The sequence below is a fragment of the Pseudoxanthomonas suwonensis genome, from assembly GCF_010093235.1.
Taxonomy (GTDB): Bacteria; Pseudomonadota; Gammaproteobacteria; order Xanthomonadales; family Xanthomonadaceae; genus Pseudoxanthomonas; species Pseudoxanthomonas suwonensis.
This window is the reverse complement of record NZ_PDWP01000015.1, coordinates 25,827-44,874: the sequence shown is the minus strand read 5'-3', so window position 1 is coordinate 44,874 and position 19,048 is coordinate 25,827. Positions and strand designations below refer to the sequence as shown.

General features: G+C 71.5%; 18 protein-coding genes. 12 read left to right on the top strand and 6 right to left on the bottom strand.

The window, feature by feature from the left end; genetic code table 11:
• Window positions 1-46 precede the first annotated feature (46 nt).
• Complete coding sequence (locus tag CSC68_RS08855) at window positions 47-451, top strand: baeRF12 domain-containing protein (RefSeq protein WP_162203200.1); 405 nt, start codon at window positions 47-49, stop codon at window positions 449-451.
• A 19-nt stretch (window positions 452-470) separates the two neighbouring features.
• Here CSC68_RS08855 and CSC68_RS08850 read toward each other — a convergent pair whose 3' ends face one another.
• Window positions 471-1,001 (bottom strand): DUF3016 domain-containing protein, encoded by a 531-nt coding sequence (locus CSC68_RS08850; RefSeq protein WP_162203249.1) that lies wholly within the window; start codon window positions 999-1,001, stop codon window positions 471-473.
• Window positions 1,002-1,230: 229 nt separating this feature from the next.
• Here CSC68_RS08850 and yedA point away from each other — a divergent pair, with 229 nt between their 5' ends.
• The 9 genes from yedA (at window position 1,231) to CSC68_RS08805 (ending at window position 10,664) form a co-directional block, all read left to right on the top strand.
• Window positions 1,231-2,130, top strand: a complete 900-nt coding sequence (gene yedA, locus CSC68_RS08845; RefSeq protein WP_162203199.1) for a drug/metabolite exporter YedA — start codon at window positions 1,231-1,233, stop codon at window positions 2,128-2,130.
• A complete protein-coding gene (rarD, locus tag CSC68_RS08840) occupies window positions 2,127-3,038 on the top strand; it encodes an EamA family transporter RarD (protein ID WP_162203198.1) in 912 nt (303 codons plus the stop codon). The genes yedA and rarD overlap by 4 nt, the downstream gene beginning before the upstream one ends.
• A gap of 49 nt (window positions 3,039-3,087) precedes the next feature.
• Window positions 3,088-4,488, top strand: coding sequence for a UDP-N-acetylmuramate:L-alanyl-gamma-D-glutamyl-meso-diaminopimelate ligase (gene mpl / locus CSC68_RS08835; protein ID WP_162203197.1), 1,401 nt, complete (start codon window positions 3,088-3,090; stop codon window positions 4,486-4,488).
• 68 nt (window positions 4,489-4,556) lie between these two features.
• Complete coding sequence (locus CSC68_RS08830; protein ID WP_162203196.1) at window positions 4,557-5,150, top strand: LON peptidase substrate-binding domain-containing protein; 594 nt, start codon at window positions 4,557-4,559, stop codon at window positions 5,148-5,150.
• 120 nt (window positions 5,151-5,270) lie between these two features.
• Window positions 5,271-5,696 carry a DUF2231 domain-containing protein gene (locus tag CSC68_RS08825; protein WP_162203195.1) on the top strand — a complete coding sequence of 142 codons (426 nt, stop codon included), beginning with the start codon at window positions 5,271-5,273 and terminating at the stop codon, window positions 5,694-5,696.
• A complete protein-coding gene (locus CSC68_RS08820; protein ID WP_162203194.1) occupies window positions 5,693-7,084 on the top strand; it encodes a PQQ-dependent sugar dehydrogenase in 1,392 nt (463 codons plus the stop codon). Before CSC68_RS08825 ends, CSC68_RS08820 begins: the two co-directional genes overlap by 4 nt.
• 141 nt (window positions 7,085-7,225) lie before the next feature.
• Entirely contained in the window at window positions 7,226-9,262 is a 2,037-nt protein-coding gene (locus CSC68_RS08815) for a bifunctional DedA family/phosphatase PAP2 family protein (RefSeq protein ID WP_162203193.1), read from the top strand.
• 70 nt (window positions 9,263-9,332) lie between these two features.
• A complete protein-coding gene (locus tag CSC68_RS08810; protein ID WP_162203192.1) occupies window positions 9,333-10,151 on the top strand; it encodes an SDR family oxidoreductase in 819 nt (272 codons plus the stop codon).
• Between the two features lie 75 nt (window positions 10,152-10,226).
• Complete coding sequence (locus CSC68_RS08805; protein ID WP_162203191.1) at window positions 10,227-10,664, top strand: VOC family protein; 438 nt, start codon at window positions 10,227-10,229, stop codon at window positions 10,662-10,664.
• Window positions 10,665-10,713: 49 nt separating this feature from the next.
• On the opposite strand, the gene CSC68_RS08800 is transcribed toward CSC68_RS08805, so the two are convergent.
• Window positions 10,714-11,670, bottom strand: a complete 957-nt coding sequence (locus tag CSC68_RS08800; protein WP_170296347.1) for a TerC/Alx family metal homeostasis membrane protein — start codon at window positions 11,668-11,670, stop codon at window positions 10,714-10,716.
• Window positions 11,671-11,984: 314 nt separating this feature from the next.
• Entirely contained in the window at window positions 11,985-13,112 is a 1,128-nt protein-coding gene (locus CSC68_RS08795; RefSeq protein WP_162203189.1) for a trans-sulfuration enzyme family protein, read from the bottom strand.
• A gap of 156 nt (window positions 13,113-13,268) precedes the next feature.
• Here CSC68_RS08795 and CSC68_RS08790 point away from each other — a divergent pair, with 156 nt between their 5' ends.
• On the top strand, window positions 13,269-14,516 hold the full coding sequence (locus CSC68_RS08790; protein ID WP_162203188.1) for an acetylornithine transaminase: 1,248 nt from the start codon (window positions 13,269-13,271) through the stop codon (window positions 14,514-14,516).
• Entirely contained in the window at window positions 14,513-14,902 is a 390-nt protein-coding gene (locus CSC68_RS08785) for an HIT domain-containing protein (protein ID WP_246193508.1), read from the top strand. The genes CSC68_RS08790 and CSC68_RS08785 overlap by 4 nt, the downstream gene beginning before the upstream one ends.
• A 1,278-nt stretch (window positions 14,903-16,180) precedes the next feature.
• Here the strand turns inward: CSC68_RS08785 and CSC68_RS08780 are convergent.
• The 3 genes from CSC68_RS08780 to hemL are packed head-to-tail and all read right to left on the bottom strand — an operon-like array spanning window position 16,181 to window position 19,015.
• Entirely contained in the window at window positions 16,181-16,795 is a 615-nt protein-coding gene (locus CSC68_RS08780) for an HAD-IA family hydrolase (protein ID WP_162203187.1), read from the bottom strand.
• Window positions 16,796-16,823: 28 nt separating this feature from the next.
• Window positions 16,824-17,729: an ion transporter gene (locus CSC68_RS08775; RefSeq protein ID WP_246193500.1), complete on the bottom strand. Its 906-nt coding sequence runs from the start codon at window positions 17,727-17,729 to the stop codon at window positions 16,824-16,826.
• On the bottom strand, window positions 17,726-19,015 hold the full coding sequence (hemL, locus tag CSC68_RS08770) for a glutamate-1-semialdehyde 2,1-aminomutase (protein ID WP_162203186.1): 1,290 nt from the start codon (window positions 19,013-19,015) through the stop codon (window positions 17,726-17,728). Before hemL ends, CSC68_RS08775 begins: the two co-directional genes overlap by 4 nt.
• Window positions 19,016-19,048 lie beyond the last annotated feature (33 nt).

Below are 19,048 nucleotides of genomic sequence, written 5' to 3'. Positions count from 1 at the left end.
ACCCTCCTGCCTAGGCTGGCGGCGCGATCCCAAAGCAGGAGGCGACATGAGGAGGATTCCACGCGGTGCCTGGGTGCTGGTCGCCGACGGCGCGTCGGCGCGGTTGTTCACCAACATCGGCGGCGAACAGGGACAGGTGGTGCTGCACCAGGAGGCGGCCATCGCCCTGGATCCGAAGGAGGGCGAGATGCCCGCGATCCTTCCACCCGAGGTCAATGCCAAGGAGGCCGAGGAAGCGGGATTCGCCCGCGAACTGGCCCGCCGCCTCAACGAGCACGCGCTCAATGGCCGGTTCCAGCACCTGGTGCTGGCGGCCGATCCCCAGACCCTCGGGTACATGCGCCCGCTGCTGCACGAGGAAGTGCGCACCCGCCTGCTGGCCGAGGTGGCGAAGAACTACACCAACCTGCGCCGCGAGCAGATCGAGCAGGCCCTGGCGCCGGATTTCTGAGTGGGCCGTCCCGGCGGCCTCAGGTCGCCGGGACCGGCAGTTCCTTGCGCAGCCAGTCGTCGATCATGCGCTTCTCGTAGCGCAGTGCGTCGTGGTCCATCACCATGCCGCGCTGCAGGTACGACAGGTCCTGCAGCTTGCGCTGGCCCTCCGCCAGGACCTGGCCATCGGCCCCGGTGATGCGGAATTCCAGCTGCATGCGCGGCGGGTAGGGGTCGCGCAGGATGCGGATGTGGTCGCGGTCCGGGCCCCGCCAAGGCTCGTAGCGGCCGGCGCGCTGGATGTCGGTAATGGTCACTTCCATGCGCGCGCCCTCGGGCAGGCGCTTGGTGGCGCTCTTCTGCAGGTGCCGGGCCAGCTCGCTCACCCAGTCGCCCTGGGCGGCGACCCAGCGGTTGCCGCTGTGGCGCAGGTCGGAGAACCCGGACGGATCCGCCCAGGACACGCTGACCGGGCCATCGCCCGGCAGCGCCCGCGGCGCGTCAGGATCGGTCACGTTGGCCGCCGGCACCGTTGCCGGGAGGGCGGCAAGGGCCAGCAGCAGGATCATGGATCTGGCTTTCAATGGTCCGCTCCGGTGTGTGTCACCTGCACCCGAATATGCGCCCCGCTCCCGGGGGCGGCAAGGCACGCGGCGCGCCCCGTTGCGGTCGCTTCAGCCACCCGTCGGCGGAACGCTGTTTTTGCAGGCGTGGGCACGCCATCGGTCGTAATGGCCGCTGTCCGCGGCCTGCCCGGGAGCTAGAATCGTCGGCCTGCTTTTCCTCCCCGGATCCCGCATGAGTCCCCCCGCCCAGGTCCAGGCACGCGTTGCCGGGCTGGCCGTCGTATCCGCCCTTGCCATCGTCTACGTGGTCTGGGGCTCGACCTATCTCGGCATCCGCTTCGCCCTGGAGGGTGGCTGGCCGCCGCTGCTGGCCGTGTCCGGGGCCCGCTTCATCGTCGCCGGCGCGGCGATGTACGCATTCCTGCGCTGGCGCGGCGTGCCGGCGCCGACCCGTGCGCAGTGGAAGAACCTGGCGGTGATGGGCCTGACCCTGCTGCTGCTGGGCAACGGCTGCGTGGTGCTGTCCGAGCAGAGCGTCTCCTCCGGCCTGGCCGCGGTCGCCGTGGCCTCGGTGCCGTTGTGGATGGGCGTGTTCGGAGTCGTGTACGGCCAGCGTCCAACCCGGATCGAATGGCTCGGCATCGCCATCGGTTTCGCCGGTGTCCTCTGGCTCAACGCCGGCAGCAGCCTGACCGCCAGCCCGGTGGGCCTGGTCCTGTTGCTGGTGGCGCCGATCGGCTGGGCCTTCGGCTCGGTGTGGTCGCGCGGACGCGACCTGCCGCCGCCGTTCATGGCCGCCGCCGGGCAGATGCTGTGCGGCGGCGTGATGATCGTGGCCGTGGGCCTGCTGCGCGGCGAGAGCCTGCCCGTCGCGCCCACCCTGCAGGGCACGCTGGCCCTGGGCTACCTGGCGGTGTTCGGTTCGATCGTGGCCTTCAGCACCTACGTGTGGCTGCTGCACCACGTGCGCCCGGCGCTGGTCAGCAGCTATGCCTACGTCAACCCGGCCATCGCCGTGGCCCTCGGCGCGTGGCTGGCCGGCGAGCGCTTCACCGCGCACGACCTCGGTGCGATGGCGGTGATCCTGGCCGGCGTGGTGACCATCACCCTGGCCCGGGTGATGCGTCGATGAGCGCCACGCCCGCGTCCACCGCGATCGACCGCCGCGGCCTGGCGGTCACCGCCGGCACCTTCGTCCTGTGGGGCGTGGTGCCGGTGTACTGGCACCTGCTGAAGCACGTCCCGGCCATGCAGATCATGGCCCACCGGGTGGTCTGGAGCGCGCTGCTGGTGGTGGCCTGGCTGCTGCTCAGCAACGGATTCGGCTGGCTGCGCAAGCTCGCCGCGCAGCCGCGCGCGCTGCCGGCGCTGGCCCTGAGCGCGGTGCTGATCGCGTTCAACTGGGGCCTGTACATCTGGGCGGTCAACGCCGGGCACGTGGTCGAGACCAGCCTGGGCTACTTCATCAACCCGCTGGTCAACGTGGTCCTGGGCGTACTCGTGCTGCACGAGCGCCTGCGCAGGATGCAGTGGATCGCGGTGGGCTGCGCCGCGCTGGGCGTGGCCTGGCTGACCGTGCAGGCCGGCTCGCCGCCGTGGATCGCGCTGGGCCTGGCCGCCTCGTTCGGGCTGTACGGGCTGGTGCGCAAGCTGGTGGCGGTCGATCCGGTGGCGGGCCTGGGCCTGGAAAGCCTGTACCTGTTCCTGCCCTCGCTGGCCTACGTGCTGTGGGCCGAGGCCGGCCATGGCGGCAGCTTCGCCAGCGGCTGGGGCTGGGGCACGGACCTGCTGCTGGTGTTCGGCGGCGTGGTCACCGCGGTGCCGCTGATCGGCTTCGCGTACGGCGTGCGCCGCATCCCGCTGAGCATGGTCGGGCTGCTGCAGTACATCGCCCCGACCCTGCAGCTGCTGCTCGGCGTGTGGTTCTTCCACGAGCCGTTCGGCGCAGGCCGCGCGGTCGGCTTCGGTGCGATCTGGCTGGGCCTGGCGCTGTACGCGGGCGAGGGCCTGTGGCGTTCGCGCGGCCGCCTGGCGCGCTGAAAACCCCACGGCGCACCAAAAGCCGGCGCCGGTGGGCGACAATCACGGCATGACCACCATCCACATCCTCGGGATCGCCGGCACCTTCATGGGCGGCGTGGCGGCGCTGGCGCGCGAACTGGGCTACTGCGTCGAAGGCAGCGACCAGGCGGTGTACCCGCCGATGTCCACCCAGCTGGAGAAGCTGGGCATCACCCTTCGCCAAGGCTACGACCCGGCCAACATCTCGGCCGACGCACAGGAGGTGGTGATCGGCAACGCGCTGTCGCGCGGCAACCCGGCGGTGGAGCAGGTGCTGGACGACGGCCGCCGCTACACCTCCGGCGCGCAGTGGCTGGCCGAGCACGTGCTGCCCGAACGCACCACCCTGGCGGTGGCCGGCACCCACGGCAAGACCACCACCAGCAGCCTGCTGGCCTTCCTGCTGCAGGCCGCCGGGCGCGACCCGGGCTTCCTGGTCGGCGGCGTGGCCGAGGACTTCGGCACCTCGGCGAGGATGGGCAGCGGCCGCGAGTTCGTGGTCGAGGCCGACGAGTACGACACCGCCTTCTTCGACAAGCGCAGCAAGTTCGTGCACTACCGCCCGACGGTGGCGATCCTCAACAACCTCGAGTACGACCACGCCGACATCTTCCCGGACCTGGCCGCGATCCAGCGCCAGTTCCACCACCTGGTGCGCACCGTGCCGCGCGCCGGCCGCCTCGTCGTCAATGGCGGGGACGCGCACCTGGCACAGGTGCTGGAGATGGGCTGCTGGACCCCGGTGGAGACCTTCGGCCTGGAAGGTGCGGAAGTGGCGGTCGCGCGTGCGGGCGGCGGCGCCGGCTTCGACTGGAGCGCGCGCCTGCTGGCCGCCGACGGCAGCGCGTTCGCGGTGCTGCAGGACGGTCGCGAGGTGGCGACCGTGCGCTGGCCGCTGCTGGGCCGGCACAACGTGATGAACGCGCTGGCGGCGCTGGCCGCGGCGCATGCGGTGGGCGTGTCCCCGGCCGACGTGGCGCCGGCGCTGGCCGGCTTCCACAGCGTAAAGCGCCGCATGGAAGTGCTGGGCGAGCCGGCCGGCGTCACTGTCTACGACGACTTCGCCCACCATCCCACCGCCATCCGCACCACCCTCGAAGGCCTGCGCGCGAAGGTCGGCGATGCGCGCATCGTGGTGGCGATGGAACCGCGCAGCAATTCCATGCGCCTGGGTGCGCACGCGCAGGCGCTGGCGCCGTCGCTGGACATCGCCGACGTGGTCGTGTTCCTGCACCGCCCGGAACTGGCCTGGGACGCGGGCCGGGTGATCGCCGCGGTGCGCGGCCAGGCGCAGGCGGCGCCGGACACCGACGCGCTGCTGGCGTGCCTGCGCGAAACCGTGCGACCCGGCGACCATGTAGTGTTCATGTCCAACGGCGGTTTCGATGCGGCGCCGCGCCGCTTCGTGGCGATGCTGGAGCAGGGCTGAGCACGTCGCCGTGACGCCGCCTTGAACGGGCGGCGTTACCCTGCCCGCGAGCCGAATCCACCAGCGCCGTGCCCAGCACCGAAACCCTGCCGCTGTTCCCCCTGCATACCGTGCTGCTGCCCGGCGCACCCCTGGGCCTGCGCGTGTTCGAGCGCCGCTACCTGGACCTGGTCGGCGAATGCGGGCGCACCGGGCGCAGTTTCGGCGTGTGCCTGATCCTTGAAGGCGAGGAGAGCGGCGCCCCGGCCACGCCGGCGGCGTTCGGGGTCGAGGCGGTGATCGAGGACTTCGGCAGCGAGCCCGGAGGGCTGCTGACCCTGTCGGTGCGCGGCGCGCGACGCTTCCGCATCAGCCGCACCAGCGCCCGCGACAACGGCCTGCTGGTCGGCCACGTGCGCTGGTGCGATGCCGCGCACGAACCGGGCAGCGGACCGCGCCTGCTGCCGGAACACGCGGTGCTCGGCACCCTGCTGGGCGAGCTGCTGCAGAAGGTCGGCGGGATGCACGACGTGGCCAACCTGCGCCTGCTCGAGGACGCCGACTGGGTCGGCTGGCGCCTGGCCGAGATCCTGCCGATCAGCGAGGAGCAGCGCCTGGCCCTGCTGCAGCAGGACGATCCGCACCAGCGCCTGCAGCAGCTGCTGCTGTGGATGGACGAGTAGGGCAGGGGCGCCGGGGACGCGCTTACACACGGCCGTGAGGCCTGCACGGCGACCATGGGCCACGGCCGACAGGCCGCACCGCCCATCCGCCGCCCGCGGCGTACCCCCGGAGGACCCGCCATGGTCGCAACCGTCGAACGCCGGTATGCACCCGCCTTCCATCCCGTCCACGCGCTGCTTGTCGGCGGCGCGCTCTCGCTGATCCTCGGCACGCTGCTGTCCGACATCGCCTACGCGCGCACCTACGAGATCCAGTGGATCAACTTCGCCGCCTGGCTCAACGCCGGCGGCCTGGTGCTGGCCGCCATCGCCCTGGTGTGCTCGCTGTTCGGCCTGGCGCCTTCGCGCCGCACCCGCGGCACCGTGCTGCACTGCGCGCTCTGGCTGGTGGCGTGGATCCTGGCCTTCCTCAACGCCCTGGTCCATGCGCGCGACGCCTGGGCCAGCATGCCGATGGGCCTGGTGCTTTCGGTGCTGGTCTTCGCGACCGCCCTGGTGGCGACCTTCTTCGCGGCCTGGCCGCTGCGCACGGGAGGTGTGCGATGAACCGCCTCAAGCTGCTTGCCGCCGCCAGCGCCACCGTCGTGCTGGCCGCCTGCAATCCCCAACCCGGACCGGTGCAGTACGGCGCCAACCCCGGGCTTCCGGAACCCAGGCGCGGCCTGCTGCCGGAGATGAAGATCGCCGATCCCTCCGAATGGGGCGACCGGGTGCCGGTCGTGCCGGAGGGCTTCGAGGTGCGCGCCATCGCGCGCGACCTGCGCATCCCGCGCCAGACCCTGGTGCTGCCCAACGGCGACATCCTGGTGGCCGAGGGCCGGGGCGGCAACGCGCCGCCGCTCAAGCCCAAGGACGTGATCGCCGGGCCGATCAAGGCCGCCGGCACCACCCAGGTTCCCGGCGGCAACCGCCTGACCCTGCTGCGCGACGCCGATGGCGACGGCGAGTACGAACTGCAGACCGTGTTCGCCGAGGACCTCGACGCGCCCTACGGCCTGGCCCTGGTCGGCAACAACCTCTACGTGGCCAACCAGGACGCGGTGGTGCGCTTCGACTACCAGCCGGGCATGACCCAGGCCCGCGCCGGCAAGCCGCAGGTGCTCACGAAGCTGCCTTCGGAGATCAACCACCACTGGACCAAGGCGATGACCGCCAGCGCCGACGGCCGCTTCCTGTACGTGGGCATCGGCTCCAACAGCAACATCACCGAGCGCGGGATGATGGCCGAGCAGGACCGCGCGGTGGTCTGGGAGATCGACACCGCGACCGGCATGCACCGCGAATACGCCGGCGGCCTGCGCAACCCTACGGCGCTGGCGATCCAGCCCGGCAGCGGCCAGCTGTGGGCGGTGGTCAACGAGCGCGACGAGATCGGCCCGGACCTGGTCCCCGACTACCTGACCTCGGTGCGCGAGGGCGGCTTCTACGGCTGGCCCTGGGCCTACTGGGGCCAGAACGTCGACACCCGGGTCAAGCCGGAGAACCCGGAGAAGGTCGCCGCCACGATCACCCCGGACTATGCCCTGGGCGCGCACGTGGCCGCCCTGGGCCTGGACTTCTCCAGCCCGGTGATGGGACCGGAATACGCCGAGGGCGCCTTCGTCGGCATGCATGGCAGCTGGAACCGCTCCGAACCGGTGGGCTACAAGGTGGTGTTCGTGCCGTTCCGCAATGGCCGCCCGGCCGGCGATCCGGTCGATTTCGCCACCGGCTTCCGCGACGACGACGGCACCACCCGCGGCCGCCCGGTGGGCGTGACCGTGGATCCGCGCGGTGCGCTGGTGATCGCCGACGACCTGGCCAACATCGTCTGGCGGGTGTCGCGGGCGGAGGGTCCCGCCGCCGCCCCGCCCGCGACGGACGGGGAGCTGCCCGCGGAGGTCGAGACGGCTCCGGAATCGGGTGGCGCCGCCGCGGAGGGCGATGCCGGCTGATCCGGCGCCGGGCGCGCCCCGGCCCACGCCACCACGTCGCGTCGGGCGGTGTTGCCCGCAGCGCATGGCGGCCCCTGCCGGGCAGGCCTGTCCGGCGTTGCCCTACAGCGCCCGTTGGGATGCGGCGCCTATAATTCCGCGATGAATTCCTCATGGATGGAAGCCATGCTGGCCTGGATCGGGGAACACCCGCTCCTGGCCGGCGCGGTGATCTTCGCGATCGCCTTCTGCGATGCCCTGATCGTCCTCGGGGCCGTGGTCCCGGCGCTGCCCCTGCTGTTCGCGGTGGGCGTGCTGATCGGCATGGGCGAGATCTCCGGCCCGTACGCGGTGGCCAGCGCGGCCCTGGGCGCCATGGCCGGCGACGCGATCAGCTACTGGGTCGGCCTGCGCTGGGGCGAGCGCCTGCGCGGCGTCTGGCCGTTCAGCCGTTACCCGCAGCTGCTGGAGCGGGGCGAAACCCTGTTCCGGCGCAACGCGGTCAGCGCCATCCTGGTGGCGCGCTACGTCGGCGCGATCCGTCCCTTCGTCCCGGCCATCGCCGGCATGGCGCGGATGCCGGTCCGCCGTTACCTCATTGCCAGTGGCGCGGCCTGCCTGTCCTGGGGCGTGCTGTTCCTGCTGCCCGGCTGGGTGCTGGGCCAGGCCTACGAGGCGGTGGCGGCGGTGGCCGGCCACCTGGTGGTGGTGCTGGGCCTGCTGCTGGTGGGGCTGGGCCTGGCCTGGGCGCTGGTGCTCTATACCTACCGCTGGTTCGCCGACCACGCCGACGCGCTGCTGGCGCGGGTGCTGGCGTGGTCGCACCGGCATCCGGTGCTGGGGCGCCATTCGGCGGCGGTGTTCGATCCGGCGCGCCGCGAATCGGTGCCGCTGGCCCTGCTGGCGGTGCTGCTGCTGGCGATCGGCTGGCTGTGGTTCGCCCTGCTGCTGGTGGTGCTGGGACACGGCGAGCCGCTGGGCGTGGACCTGGCCGTGCACGAGCTCATGCTCGGCCTGCGCAACCCGCTGGCCGACTACCCGCTGGCGGCGCTGGCCTCCCTCGGCGACTGGCCTGTGCTGGCCCCGGCCTGCGCCCTGGTCCTGGGCTATTTCGCCTGGCGCCGGCGCTGGATGGCGGCCGGACACTGGCTGGCGGCGCTGGCCTTCGGCCTGGCCCTGACCTGGCTGCTGGGCGCGACCATGGATGTCGTGCGTCCGCCCTCCGCCGCCAGCGGCTTCGGCTTCCCCTCCATCGCCGTGACCATGTCCACCATCGCCTTCGGCTTCTTCGCCGTGCTGATCGCGCGCGAGCTGCCGGGCCGCGACCGGGTGTGGCCGTACATGGTCTCCGGCCTGGTGGTGGCGATCATCAGCTTCGCCCGCCTGTATCTGGGCGCGCACTGGCTCAGCGACGTGGTCGGCGGGATGCTGCTGGGCATCGTCTGGCTGCTGGTGCTGGGCATCGCCTACCGCCGCCGCTTCAACCGCTCGTTCTGGGTCAAGCCGGTGGCCGGCGTGTTCTACGGGACCTTCGCCGTGGCCGCGCTGTGGTACGCGCCGCGCAACATCGAGGCCAAGCTGGCCAAGTTCGAGCCGCCGGGCCCGGCGATCGTGGTCCAGGACATGCAGGCCTGGTGGGAGCACGACTGGGGCAACCAGGCGGCCCGCCGCAACGAGCTGGACGACGCCCAGCGCTGGCCGCTGGACGTGCAGGTGGCCGGTCCGCTGGCGCCGCTGCGCGAGCGGCTGGAAGCCCAGGGCTGGCGGGTGCAGCCGCAGGCGCGCTGGGCGCAGGCGCTGAACATGTTCGACGAGGATGCATGGCCGGCCGGGGTCCCGGTGCTGCCGGCCACGCTGGACGCGCGTACCGAGACCCTGCTGATGGTGCGCGAGGGCGAGGATCCCGACCGCCGCCTGGCGCTGCGCCTGTGGCCGGCGCCGGTGCAGCTGCGCCCGGGACACGAACCGCTGTGGATCGGCACCGCCCAGACCCTGCACTTCAGCCCCGCGGTATTCGACGCGCTGGCCACCTGGCGGCCGCGTGCGGACGCCGATCCCGCGCTGGAGCAGGTGCGCGAGGCGGTGGCCGACCTGCCGCACCGGATCGAGCCGCATCCGGTCTCGGGCGTGCCCACGCTGAGGCTGCGCACCTCCGGTGCCGGCGGCGGCGCGGAGGAGACGGAGGACCGGGCGCGGTAAGGCCGCGCGTCCGCCCACGCGCGGCCACGCCCGGGCGACAATGCCGTTCCTGCACCATCCGGAGACGCGCATGACCAGCCTAGCCGGCAAGACCCTGTTCATCACCGGTGCCTCGCGCGGCATCGGCCTGGCCATCGCCCTGCGCGCGGCACGCGATGGCGCCAACGTCGCCATCGCCGCCAAGTCCGCGGTGCCCAACCCGAAGCTGCCGGGCACCATCCATACCGCGGCCGAGGCGGTGGACGCCGCCGGCGGCCGCGGCCTGGCGCTGAAGTGCGACATCCGCGAGGAAGACCAGGTGCGCGCCGCGGTGGCGGCCACGGTCGACGCCTTCGGCGGCATCGACATCCTGGTCAACAACGCCAGCGCCATCTGGCTGCGCGGCACGCTGGACACGCCGATGAAGCGCTTCGACCTGATGCAGCAGGTCAACGCCCGCGGCAGCTTCCTCTGCGCCCAGGCCTGCCTGCCGCACCTGCTGCAGGCGGCCAACCCGCACATCCTCACCCTGGCGCCGCCGCCGTCGCTGGATCCGAAGTGGTGGGGGCCGCACACCGGCTACACCCTGGCCAAGATGGGCATGAGCTTCGTCACCCTGGGCCTGGCCGCGGAGTTCGGGCCGAAGGGCGTGGCGGTCAACGCGCTGTGGCCGCGCACGCTCATCGCCACCGACGCGCTGAACATGATCCCCGGCGTGGATGCCGGCAACGGCCGCCGCCCGGAGATCATGGCCGATGCCGCGCACGCGATCCTGGTGCGCCAGGCGGCCGGTTTCAGCGGCCGCTTCCTGATCGACGACGAGGTGCTGGCCGAGGCCGGCGTGACCGACCTGTCCGGCTATGCCGTCGATCCGTCCAAGCCGCTGCTGCCGGACCTGTTCCTGGACTGAGTCGCGCCGCGCGCGCCGCCGCCGGCCGCGGCGCGCTCCTACAATGGCCGGCCCCATTTTCGTTACGGAAACACCATGAAGTACCTGCACGCGATGATCCGGGTCCATGACCTGGAAAAGACCAGCCGCTTCTTCACCGAGGGCCTGGGCCTGAAGCAGACCCGGCGCATGGACAACGAGGCCGGCCGCTTCACCCTGGTCTACTTCGGCGCCCCGGAGAACCCGGAGGCCGAGATCGAGCTGACCTACAACTGGCCGCCCGAGGACGGCTCGGCGCCGGAGGACTACGGCAGCGCCCGCAACTTCGGCCACCTGGCCTTCGAGGTCGACGACATCTACGCGATCTGCGCCCACCTGCAGTCGCTGGGCGTGACCATCAACCGCCCGCCGCGCGACGGCCGCATGGCCTTCGTCCGCACCCCGGACCTGATCTCGATCGAGCTGCTGCAGAAGGGCCAAGCCCTGCCGCCGGCCGAGCCGTGGGCGTCGATGCCCAACACCGGCACCTGGTAAGCGCACGAGTGCGGTCCGGCGGGGCACGCGTCCCCGCCGGACCGTCGCATCAGTCGGCAGCAGCCCGTGCCGGCCGTGCCAGGCTCAGGGCAATCGTGGTGGCCAGGATCGCGCCTACCACGCCCAGCGACCACAGCACCGGGATCTTGTAGAGGTCGACCAGCAGCATCTTGGCGCCGATGAATACCAGCACCACGGCCAGGCCGTAGGGCAGCAGGTGGAAGCGCTCGGCCATCCCCGCCAGCAGGAAGAACATCGCGCGCAAGCCCAGCACCGCGAACACGTTGGACGTCAGCACGATGAACGGGTCCAGGGTGATGGCGAAGATCGCCGGGATCGAATCCACCGCGAAGATCACGTCGGTGATGCCGATCATCACCACCACGATGAACAGCGGGGTGAACCTGCGCCGGCTGCCGCGTCCCAGCCACATCGCGTTGCCGTGATAGCGGCGCACGAACGGCACGTGCGTGGTCATCCAGCTCAGTACCGGATTCTTCCCCAGGTCCGGCTCCTCGCCCGCGGCGCTCCACATCTTCGCGCCGGTCAGCAGCAGGAAGGCGCCGAACACGTAGAGCAGCCAGTGGAACTGGGCCAGCAGCGCGGCGCCGGCGAAGATCAGGATCGCGCGTAGCAAGATCGCCAGCAGGATGCCGATCACCAGTACGCGCTGGCGCAGTTGCTCCGGCACGGCGAAGTAGGTCATCAGCATCAGGAACACGAAGATGTTGTCGACCGCCAGCGCCTTCTCGACCAGGTAGCCGGTCAGGAATTCCAGGCCGATGCGCCGTGCCTCTTCCGGACCGGCCGACTGGCCGACGTACCACCACAGGGCGAGGTTGAAGAGCAGGGCCAGGGCCACCCAGCCCAGGCTCCACCACGCCGCTTCCCTGAACGTGACCTTGTGCGCGCCGCCGTGGCGCATCAGCAGCAGGTCGGCCACCAGCGCCAGCAGCACCAGGCCGGAGAATCCGGCCCACAGCCAGACGTTGCCTATCGTTTCCATCATCAATGTTCCGGGCAGGAGTAAGGACGGCCGCGGAAGCTGGCGGCGCGGAACCCTGCTCTGGGAACCGGGGACACACCTTCGCCGTCGCGGCGAAGGTCTTGCTCACGGCCCTGGGCCGCCGTGGGACCGGGGCATCGGAATGCCCGAAATGACGGCCGTCACGCTGGGAGCTACTCCCCTTCGGCGGCGATTGTGCGGGCCGGCATGTGAACGGTCAAACCACCGGCGCAGCCTGTTTGCGGGGATGTGCATTCCCGCGGGTCGCTGCTTGCCGGCCGGTGGTACCGCGTACCGGGCTGGTGTGGATGCGATCAGCCGCCTGCCAGTGCCTGCTCCAGGTCGGCGACCAGGTCGTCGGCGTGCTCCAGGCCCACCGACAGCCGCAGCAGGCCGCCGGGCGTGGTCGAGGCCGGGCCCTCGATCGAGGCGCGGTGCTCGACCAGCGATTCGGTCGAACCCAGCGAGGTGGCATTGGTGAACAGCCGCATGCGCGAGGCCACGGCCAGCGCCGCCTCGCGTCCGCCGGCCACCTCGAACGACAGCATGCCGCCGAAGTCGCGCATCTGCGCCGCGGCCACCGCGTGCTGCGGGTGCGAGGCCAGGCCGGGGTAGTGAACCGCCGACACCTTCGCATGGCCGGCGAGGAACTCCGCCACCCGGCGCGCGTTGCGGCAGTGCCAGTCCATCCGCGCCGGCAGCGAACGCACGCCGCGCAGGATCAGCCAGGCCGCGAACGGCGAGGCGGTGGCGCCGGCCATCAGGCGCAGCTGGTGGCAGGCCGCGGCATGCTCGCCGTCGTCCGCGAAGGCCAGTACGCCGCCCATCACGTCGCCATGTCCGCCCAGGTACTTGGTGGCCGAGTGCAGGACGATGTCCGCGCCCAGTGCCAACGGCTGCTGGATCACCGCCGGGGCAAAGGTGCTGTCCACCAGCAGGCGCGCGCCGGCTTCGTGGGCGATATCCGCCAGCGCGGCGATATCGCTGACCTTGAGCAGCGGGTTCGAGGGGCTCTCCGCCCACAGCAACGCCGTGTTCGGCCGCAACGCCGCACGCACCGCGTCCAGGTCGGTGAAGTCGACGATGGTGCATTCCAGGCCCCAGCGCGGGAACTGCTGCGCGGCCAGGACGCGGAAGGTGAAGTAGCTGTCGTCGCATAGCAGCACGTGGCTGCCCGGCGGCAGTGCCTGCAGCGCGGTGGCGCCAGCGGCCATGCCGGTGGGGAACAGCAGCGCCCGCTTCGCACCCTCCAGCGCCGCCAGCACCTGCTCGGTCTCCTGCTGGGTCGGGTTGTCGTAGCGCTGGTAGAGGAAGCCCTGCGGCAGCTGGCCGTCGGGCGTGTGCTCGAAGGTGGTGGCCAGCTGCAGCGGCGGCGACAGCGCACCGCTGGCCGGGTCGGGACGGCTGCCGGCACGGGCGGCGAGGGGTTCGATGCGGGACATGGCGTCGGTCGATGGGGGCGGGGCGCCGGGGCGCGATAGCCTCCGATGGGACGCGAGCACGGTACCCGGCGGCCCCGGCGTGGCAGCGTCGCGGAACGAGGCGGATAATGGCCCACCGGCCCCGTGCCGGCCTTCTTCCACGGATATTCCACTGCCATGAACGCCACGACGCCGGCTGCCGGCGACACCGCCTCCCTGATCGACCTTGGCCACCGCTATTTCCTGCCCGTGTACCGGCAGCGCGAGCTGGTGCTGGAGCGAGGCCAGGGCGCGCGACTGTGGGACAGCGAGGGCCGCGAGTACGTGGACTTCGCCGCCGGCATCGCCGTGTGCGGCCTCGGCCACAACGACCCGGACCTGCATGCGGCCCTGGTCGAGCAGGCAGGCAAGCTCTGGCACACCAGCAACATCTTCTTCAGCGAGCCGCCGCTGCGCCTGGCCGAGGAGCTGGTGACCGCCAGCCGCTTCGCCGAGCGCGTGTTCCTGTGCAATTCCGGCGCCGAGGCCAACGAGGCCGCGATCAAGCTGGTGCGCAAGTGGGCCACTGCCCAGGGGCGTCCGCCGCAGCAGCGGGTGATCGTCACCTTCCGTGGCAGCTTCCATGGCCGCACCCTGGCCGCGGTCACCGCCACCGCCCAGCCGAAGTACCAGGAAGGCTACGAGCCGCTGCCCGGCGGTTTCCGCTATGTCGACTTCAACGACATCGTGCAGCTGGAGACGGCGATGGCCGCCGGCGACGTGGCCGCGGTGATGCTGGAGCCGGTGCAGGGCGAGGGCGGCGTGATGCCGGCCGCCTCCGGCTTCCTCAAGCAGGTGCGCGCGCTGTGCGACAAGCACAATGCACTGCTGGTGCTGGACGAGATCCAGGCCGGCATGGGCCGCACCGGCAGCCTGTTCGCGCACTGGCAGGACGACGTGGTCCCGGACATCGTCACCCTGGCCAAGGCCCTGGGCGGCGGTTTCCCGATCGGCGCCATGCTTGCCGGCCCGAAGGTCGCCGAGGCCATGGGCTTCGGCGCCCACGGCACCACCTTCGGCGGCAACCCGCTGGCCGCCGCGGTCGCGCGCGTGGCCCTGCGCAAGCTGGCCTCGCCGCAGATCGCGGCCAATGTGTCGCGCCAGTCGAACGCGCTGCGCGAGGGCCTGGGCGCGATCGGCGAGGAGTTCGGCGTGTTCGCCCAGGTACGTGGCCGCGGCCTGATGCTGGGCGCCGTGCTCAGCTCCGAATACGCGGGCCGCGCCGGCGAGATCCTCGACCTGGCCGCGCACGAGGGCCTGCTGCTGCTGCAGGCCGGCCCGGACGTGCTGCGCCTGGTGCCGGCGTTGAACATCACCAGCGAGGACGTTGCCGAAGGGCTGAAGCGCCTGCGCGCGGCCATCGCCGCCTTCGTCGCCCCGCGCTGACGAATGGCGGCTGCGTCTTCTGCCAGATCCTGGCCGGCCACGCGCCGGCCAGTGTCGTCTGGGAAGACGCCCACGTGGTGGCGCTGATGGACCTGCGCCAGGCCGTGCCCGGTCATGTGCTGGTGATCCCGCGCCTGCACGCCGAAACGCTTTACGACCTGGACGAGGACGCCGCCGCCCACCTGATGCGGGTGGCGCACCGTATCGCGCTGGCCTTGCGCGGCACGCTCGATCCCGATGGCCTGAACCTGTGGCAGTCCAACGGCGAGGCCGGCGGCCGGAAGTGCCGCACTTCCACCTGCACGTGCATCCACGCCGCATGGGCGATGGCCTGCTGGACGTCTATCCGGCCGGCGCCCGGTGCCGGCGCCGCGCGAACAGCTTGACGCATTGGCGCTGACGCTACGGCAGCAGTTGCGGCAGGGCGCGCACTCCTGATGCCGCCGGGCGCCGCTACCGCGTGCGCTCACCGGCGCTGATGCAACGCCCCTGGCACGCCCAGCGCCGTGCCGGAGCGATGGCTCACAACAGCCCCGTAGCCCGGATAAGCGAAGCGCATCCGGGATCCCCGTGGGCTGGGCCATGGCGCGTCCCGGATGCGGCCTTCGGCCTTATCCGGGCTACTCATCTGCTGGTGTCGACGCGGTCAGTGGCGCGGGCGAGGGGACGACCGTCACTACCATCCCTTTTACCGGTGGGAGAGGGGGAGGCACACAGCCCCGTAGGCTCCGTAGCCCGGATAAGCGAAGCGCATCCGGGATCCCCGCGGGCTGGGCCATGGCGTGTCCCGGATGCGGCCTTCGGCCTTATCCGGGCTACTCATCTGCTGGTGTCGACGCGGTCAGTGGCGCGGGCGAGGGGACCGACCGTTACTACCATCCCCTTTACCGGTGGGAGAGGGGGAGGCGCCCAGCCCCGTAGGCCCGGTAGCCCGGATAAGCGAAGCGCATCCGGGATCCCCGCGGGCTGGGCCATGGCGCGTCCCGGATGCGGCCTTCGGCCTTATCCGGGCTACTCATCTTGCTGGTGTCGACGCGGTCAGTGGCGCGGGGAGGGGACCGACTGTCACTACCATCCCTTTAATCCGGTGGGAGAGGGGGAGGCACCCAGCCCCGTAGGCCCCGTAGCCCGGATAAGCGAAGCGCATCCGGGATCCCCGCGGGCTGGGCCATGGCGCGTCCCGGATGCGGCCTTCGGCCTTATCCGGGCTACTCATCTTGCTGGTGTCGACGCGGTCAGTGGCGCGGGCGAGGGGACCGACCGTCACTACCATCCCTTTAATCCGGCGGGAGAGGGGGAGGCACCCAGCCCCGTAGGCCCCGTAGCCCGGATAAGCGAAGCGCATCCGGGATCTCCGGGCGCTGCGCCATGGCGCGTCCCGGATGCGGCCTTCGGCCTTATCCGGGCTACTCATTTGCTGGTGTCGACGCGGTCAGTGGCGCGGGCGAGGGGGGCGACCGTCACTACCATCCCTTTACAGGGGGAGAGGGGGAGGCACCCAGCCCGGTAGGCCCTGTAGCCCGGATAAGCGAAGCGCATCCGGGATCCCCGCGGGCTGGGCGATGGCGTGTCCCGGATGCGACCTTCGGCCTTATCCGGGCTACGCGTCCGCTGATGTCGACGCGGTTGGTGGCGTCCCTCCCGCGGTGGAGAGGGGCGTGCATTCAGGCCAGGCCGAAGCGTTCCAGTACCCGGCCCAGTGCGCGCGCATCGCGCACGCTGTCGGCGTGCAGGCCGGCGCGGCGCGCGCCCTGCACGTTGACGAACAGGTCGTCGACGAAAAGGGTTTCGCCGGCGTTCCAGCCCAGGCGTTCGAGCGCGCGCAGGTAGACCTGCGGATCGGGCTTGCGCCCGCCCAGGCTGCCGCTGCACAGCACGCGGCGGTCCAGACGCGGCCGCAGCGGCGCGACGATGTGCGGGATCGCGCGCGCCATCAGTTCGCCGTTGTTGGTCAGCACCGCCATCGGTACGGCCGGATCCAGCGCCAGCAGGCGTGCGATCGCCCGGGCATCGGCGCGGGTGGCGGCCATGCGTGCATCCAGCCACGCGTCCTCGCCCACGGGCGTGCCGATGCCTTCGCCCAGTGCCTGCAGGTAGTCGGCCGTGGAAATCTCGCCGGCGTCGTAGCGCGCTTCCAGCCCTGAGCCGTACAGCGCCTGCCAGACCTGCTCGAAGCCGGTGCCCGCATGGGCAGCCAGGTGCGCCACCCGCTGCTCGCGCCGGTAGTGCGCCAGCACGTTGTCGAAATCCAGCAGCAGCTGGTGGATGCGCGGCTTCATCGGGGCGCCCCGTCCTCCGCGTCCGCGCTCACTCTTCGCGCGGCAGCACGGTGCCACACTTGCGGCAGTGCCAGGCATCGGCCTCGTGGTCGGGCAGGCCGCAGTTGCCGCAGCGCACGTGGCGGCGCCGCGGCTGCAGGGAGCGCGCCAGTTCGGCGGTGTAGATGCCGGTGGGCACGGCGATGATGCTGTAGCCGATCACGATCAGCAGCGAGGTCACAAAGCGGCCGAACGCGGTGGCCGGCGCGATGTCGCCGAAGCCCACCGTGCCCACGGTGACGATCGCCCAGTACATCCCGGCGGGAATGCTGGTGAACCCGTTCTCCGGACCTTCGACCACGTACATCAGCGCGCCGAACACCACCACGATGGTCAGCAGCGCGGCGATGAACACCAGGATCTTGCGCCGGCTGCGCACCAGCGCCTGGATCAGCACCCCGGCCTCGCTGGAATACTCCACCAGCTTGAGCACCCGGAACACGCGCAGCAGGCGCAGCGCGCGGATCACGGTGAACGAGGCGGTGGCCGGGAACAGCAGCGAGAGGAAGGTGGGCAGGATCGCCAGCAGGTCGATGATGCCGTAGAAGCTGAAGGCGTAGCGCAGCGGGCGTTTGACCACCCACAGGCGCACGCCGTACTCGAACGCGAAGGCCAGGGTGAACAGCCACTCGGCCGCATACAGCCAGGCATGCCAGCGCGCCTTGACCGTGGGCATGCTGTCCAGCAGCACCACCACCACGCTGGCCAGGATGACCAGGATCAGCACCAGGTCGAAATTGCGTTCGTCCGGCGCGTCGTGGTGGAAGATCCGCCTGAACCAGCGGAAGCGCGCGCCCCCGGTCGAGGCCGGCAGGTGCTCGCGCTCGAACAGGCTGGCGCCCTCGGCGCGGGCGTCGTCCCGCGCTTCCGCTGCCGGCCCGGCCGGCGAGCTCATCCCGCCAGGCTCCTGAATGCCGCGCGCGCCGCTTCGAGGGTGGCGTCGATCACCGCCTCGTCGTGCGCGCTGGAGACGAAGCCGGCCTCGTAGGCGCTCGGCGCCAGGAACACGCCGCGCTCGAGCATGCCGTGGAAGAAGCGGTTGAACGCGGCGGTGTCGCAGGCGGTGGCCTGGGCGTAGGTCTCCACCTTCTGGTCGGTGAAGAACAGACCGAACATGGCGCCGACCTGGTTGGTGGTGACGGCGACGCCGGCCTCGCGCGCGGCGGCCTCCAGGCCCTCGCACAGGCGCACGGTCGCGGCGGACAGTCGCTCGTGGAAGCCCGGCGCCTGGATCAGTTCCAGCATGGCCAGGCCGGCGGCCATCGCCACCGGGTTGCCGCTCAGGGTGCCGGCCTGGTAGATCGGGCCGGCCGGGGCGATCTGCTGCATCAGATCGCGGCGGCCGCCGTAGGCGCCCACCGGCATGCCGCCGCCGATGATCTTGCCGAAGGTGGTCAGGTCGGGGGTGATGCCGTAGTGCGCCTGGGCGCCGCCGAGGGCGACGCGGAAACCGGTCATCACCTCGTCGAAGATCAGCAGCGCGCCGTGCTTCGTGCACAGCTCGCGCAGGTGCTGCAGATACCCCTCGCGCGGCGGGATGCAGTTGGCGTTGCCGACCACCGGCTCGATGATCACCGCCGCGATCTCGCCGCCGATCTCCCCGAACAGCCTCGTCGCGCCCTCGAAGTCGTTGTAGCTGAGGGTGGCGGTCAGTTCGCTCAGGCCCGCCGGCACGCCCGGCGAGGTCGGCACGCCCAGGGTCAGCATGCCGCTGCCGGCCTTGACCAGGAACGAGTCGCCGTGGCCGTGGTAGCAGCCCTCGAACTTGACGATGCGCTGGCGGCCGGTGGCGCCGCGCGCCAGGCGGATCGCCGACAGCGTGGCCTCGGTGCCGGAGTTGACCATGCGCACCATCTCGCAGGACGGCACCAGGCGGGTGATGGTCTCGGCCATGGTGACCTCGGCCTCGCACGGCGCGCCGTAGGACAGGCCGTTGCCGATGGCCGCCTGCACCGCCTCGCGCACGGCCGGGTGGTTGTGGCCGACGATCATCGGGCCCCACGAGCCGACGTAGTCGATGTAGCGGTTGCCGTCGACGTCGAACAGGTACGGGCCGTCGGCGCGCTGCACGAAGAACGGTTCGCCACCCACCGACTTGAACGCGCGCACCGGGGAGTTCACGCCTCCCGGCAGCAGCTGCTGCGCGCGGGAGAACAGGGCGTGGGAGCGGTCGTGGTTCATCGTGGGCGGTTCCAGTGCGGCGAAGCTGCACAT

Bases quoted from the DNA above. Each gene is read 5' to 3' on its own strand.
- CSC68_RS08780 (WP_162203187.1), bottom strand. From the start codon at position 16,795: ATGAAGCCGCGCATCCACCAGCTGCTGCTGGATTTCGACAACGTGCTG.
- CSC68_RS08810 (WP_162203192.1), top strand. From the start codon at position 9,333: ATGACCAGCCTAGCCGGCAAGACCCTGTTCATCACCGGTGCCTCGCGC.
- CSC68_RS08775 (WP_246193500.1), bottom strand. From the start codon at position 17,729: ATGAGCTCGCCGGCCGGGCCGGCAGCGGAAGCGCGGGACGACGCCCGC.
- yedA (WP_162203199.1), top strand. From the start codon at position 1,231: ATGAGTCCCCCCGCCCAGGTCCAGGCACGCGTTGCCGGGCTGGCCGTC.
- CSC68_RS08855 (WP_162203200.1), top strand. From the start codon at position 47: ATGAGGAGGATTCCACGCGGTGCCTGGGTGCTGGTCGCCGACGGCGCG.
- rarD (WP_162203198.1), top strand. From the start codon at position 2,127: ATGAGCGCCACGCCCGCGTCCACCGCGATCGACCGCCGCGGCCTGGCG.
- CSC68_RS08820 (WP_162203194.1), top strand. From the start codon at position 5,693: ATGAACCGCCTCAAGCTGCTTGCCGCCGCCAGCGCCACCGTCGTGCTG.
- CSC68_RS08795 (WP_162203189.1), bottom strand. From the start codon at position 13,112: ATGTCCCGCATCGAACCCCTCGCCGCCCGTGCCGGCAGCCGTCCCGAC.
- CSC68_RS08825 (WP_162203195.1), top strand. From the start codon at position 5,271: ATGGTCGCAACCGTCGAACGCCGGTATGCACCCGCCTTCCATCCCGTC.
- CSC68_RS08790 (WP_162203188.1), top strand. From the start codon at position 13,269: ATGAACGCCACGACGCCGGCTGCCGGCGACACCGCCTCCCTGATCGAC.
- CSC68_RS08815 (WP_162203193.1), top strand. From the start codon at position 7,226: ATGAATTCCTCATGGATGGAAGCCATGCTGGCCTGGATCGGGGAACAC.
- CSC68_RS08850 (WP_162203249.1), bottom strand. From the start codon at position 1,001: ATGATCCTGCTGCTGGCCCTTGCCGCCCTCCCGGCAACGGTGCCGGCG.
- hemL (WP_162203186.1), bottom strand. From the start codon at position 19,015: ATGAACCACGACCGCTCCCACGCCCTGTTCTCCCGCGCGCAGCAGCTG.
- mpl (WP_162203197.1), top strand. From the start codon at position 3,088: ATGACCACCATCCACATCCTCGGGATCGCCGGCACCTTCATGGGCGGC.
- CSC68_RS08800 (WP_170296347.1), bottom strand. From the start codon at position 11,670: ATGGAAACGATAGGCAACGTCTGGCTGTGGGCCGGATTCTCCGGCCTG.
- CSC68_RS08805 (WP_162203191.1), top strand. From the start codon at position 10,227: ATGAAGTACCTGCACGCGATGATCCGGGTCCATGACCTGGAAAAGACC.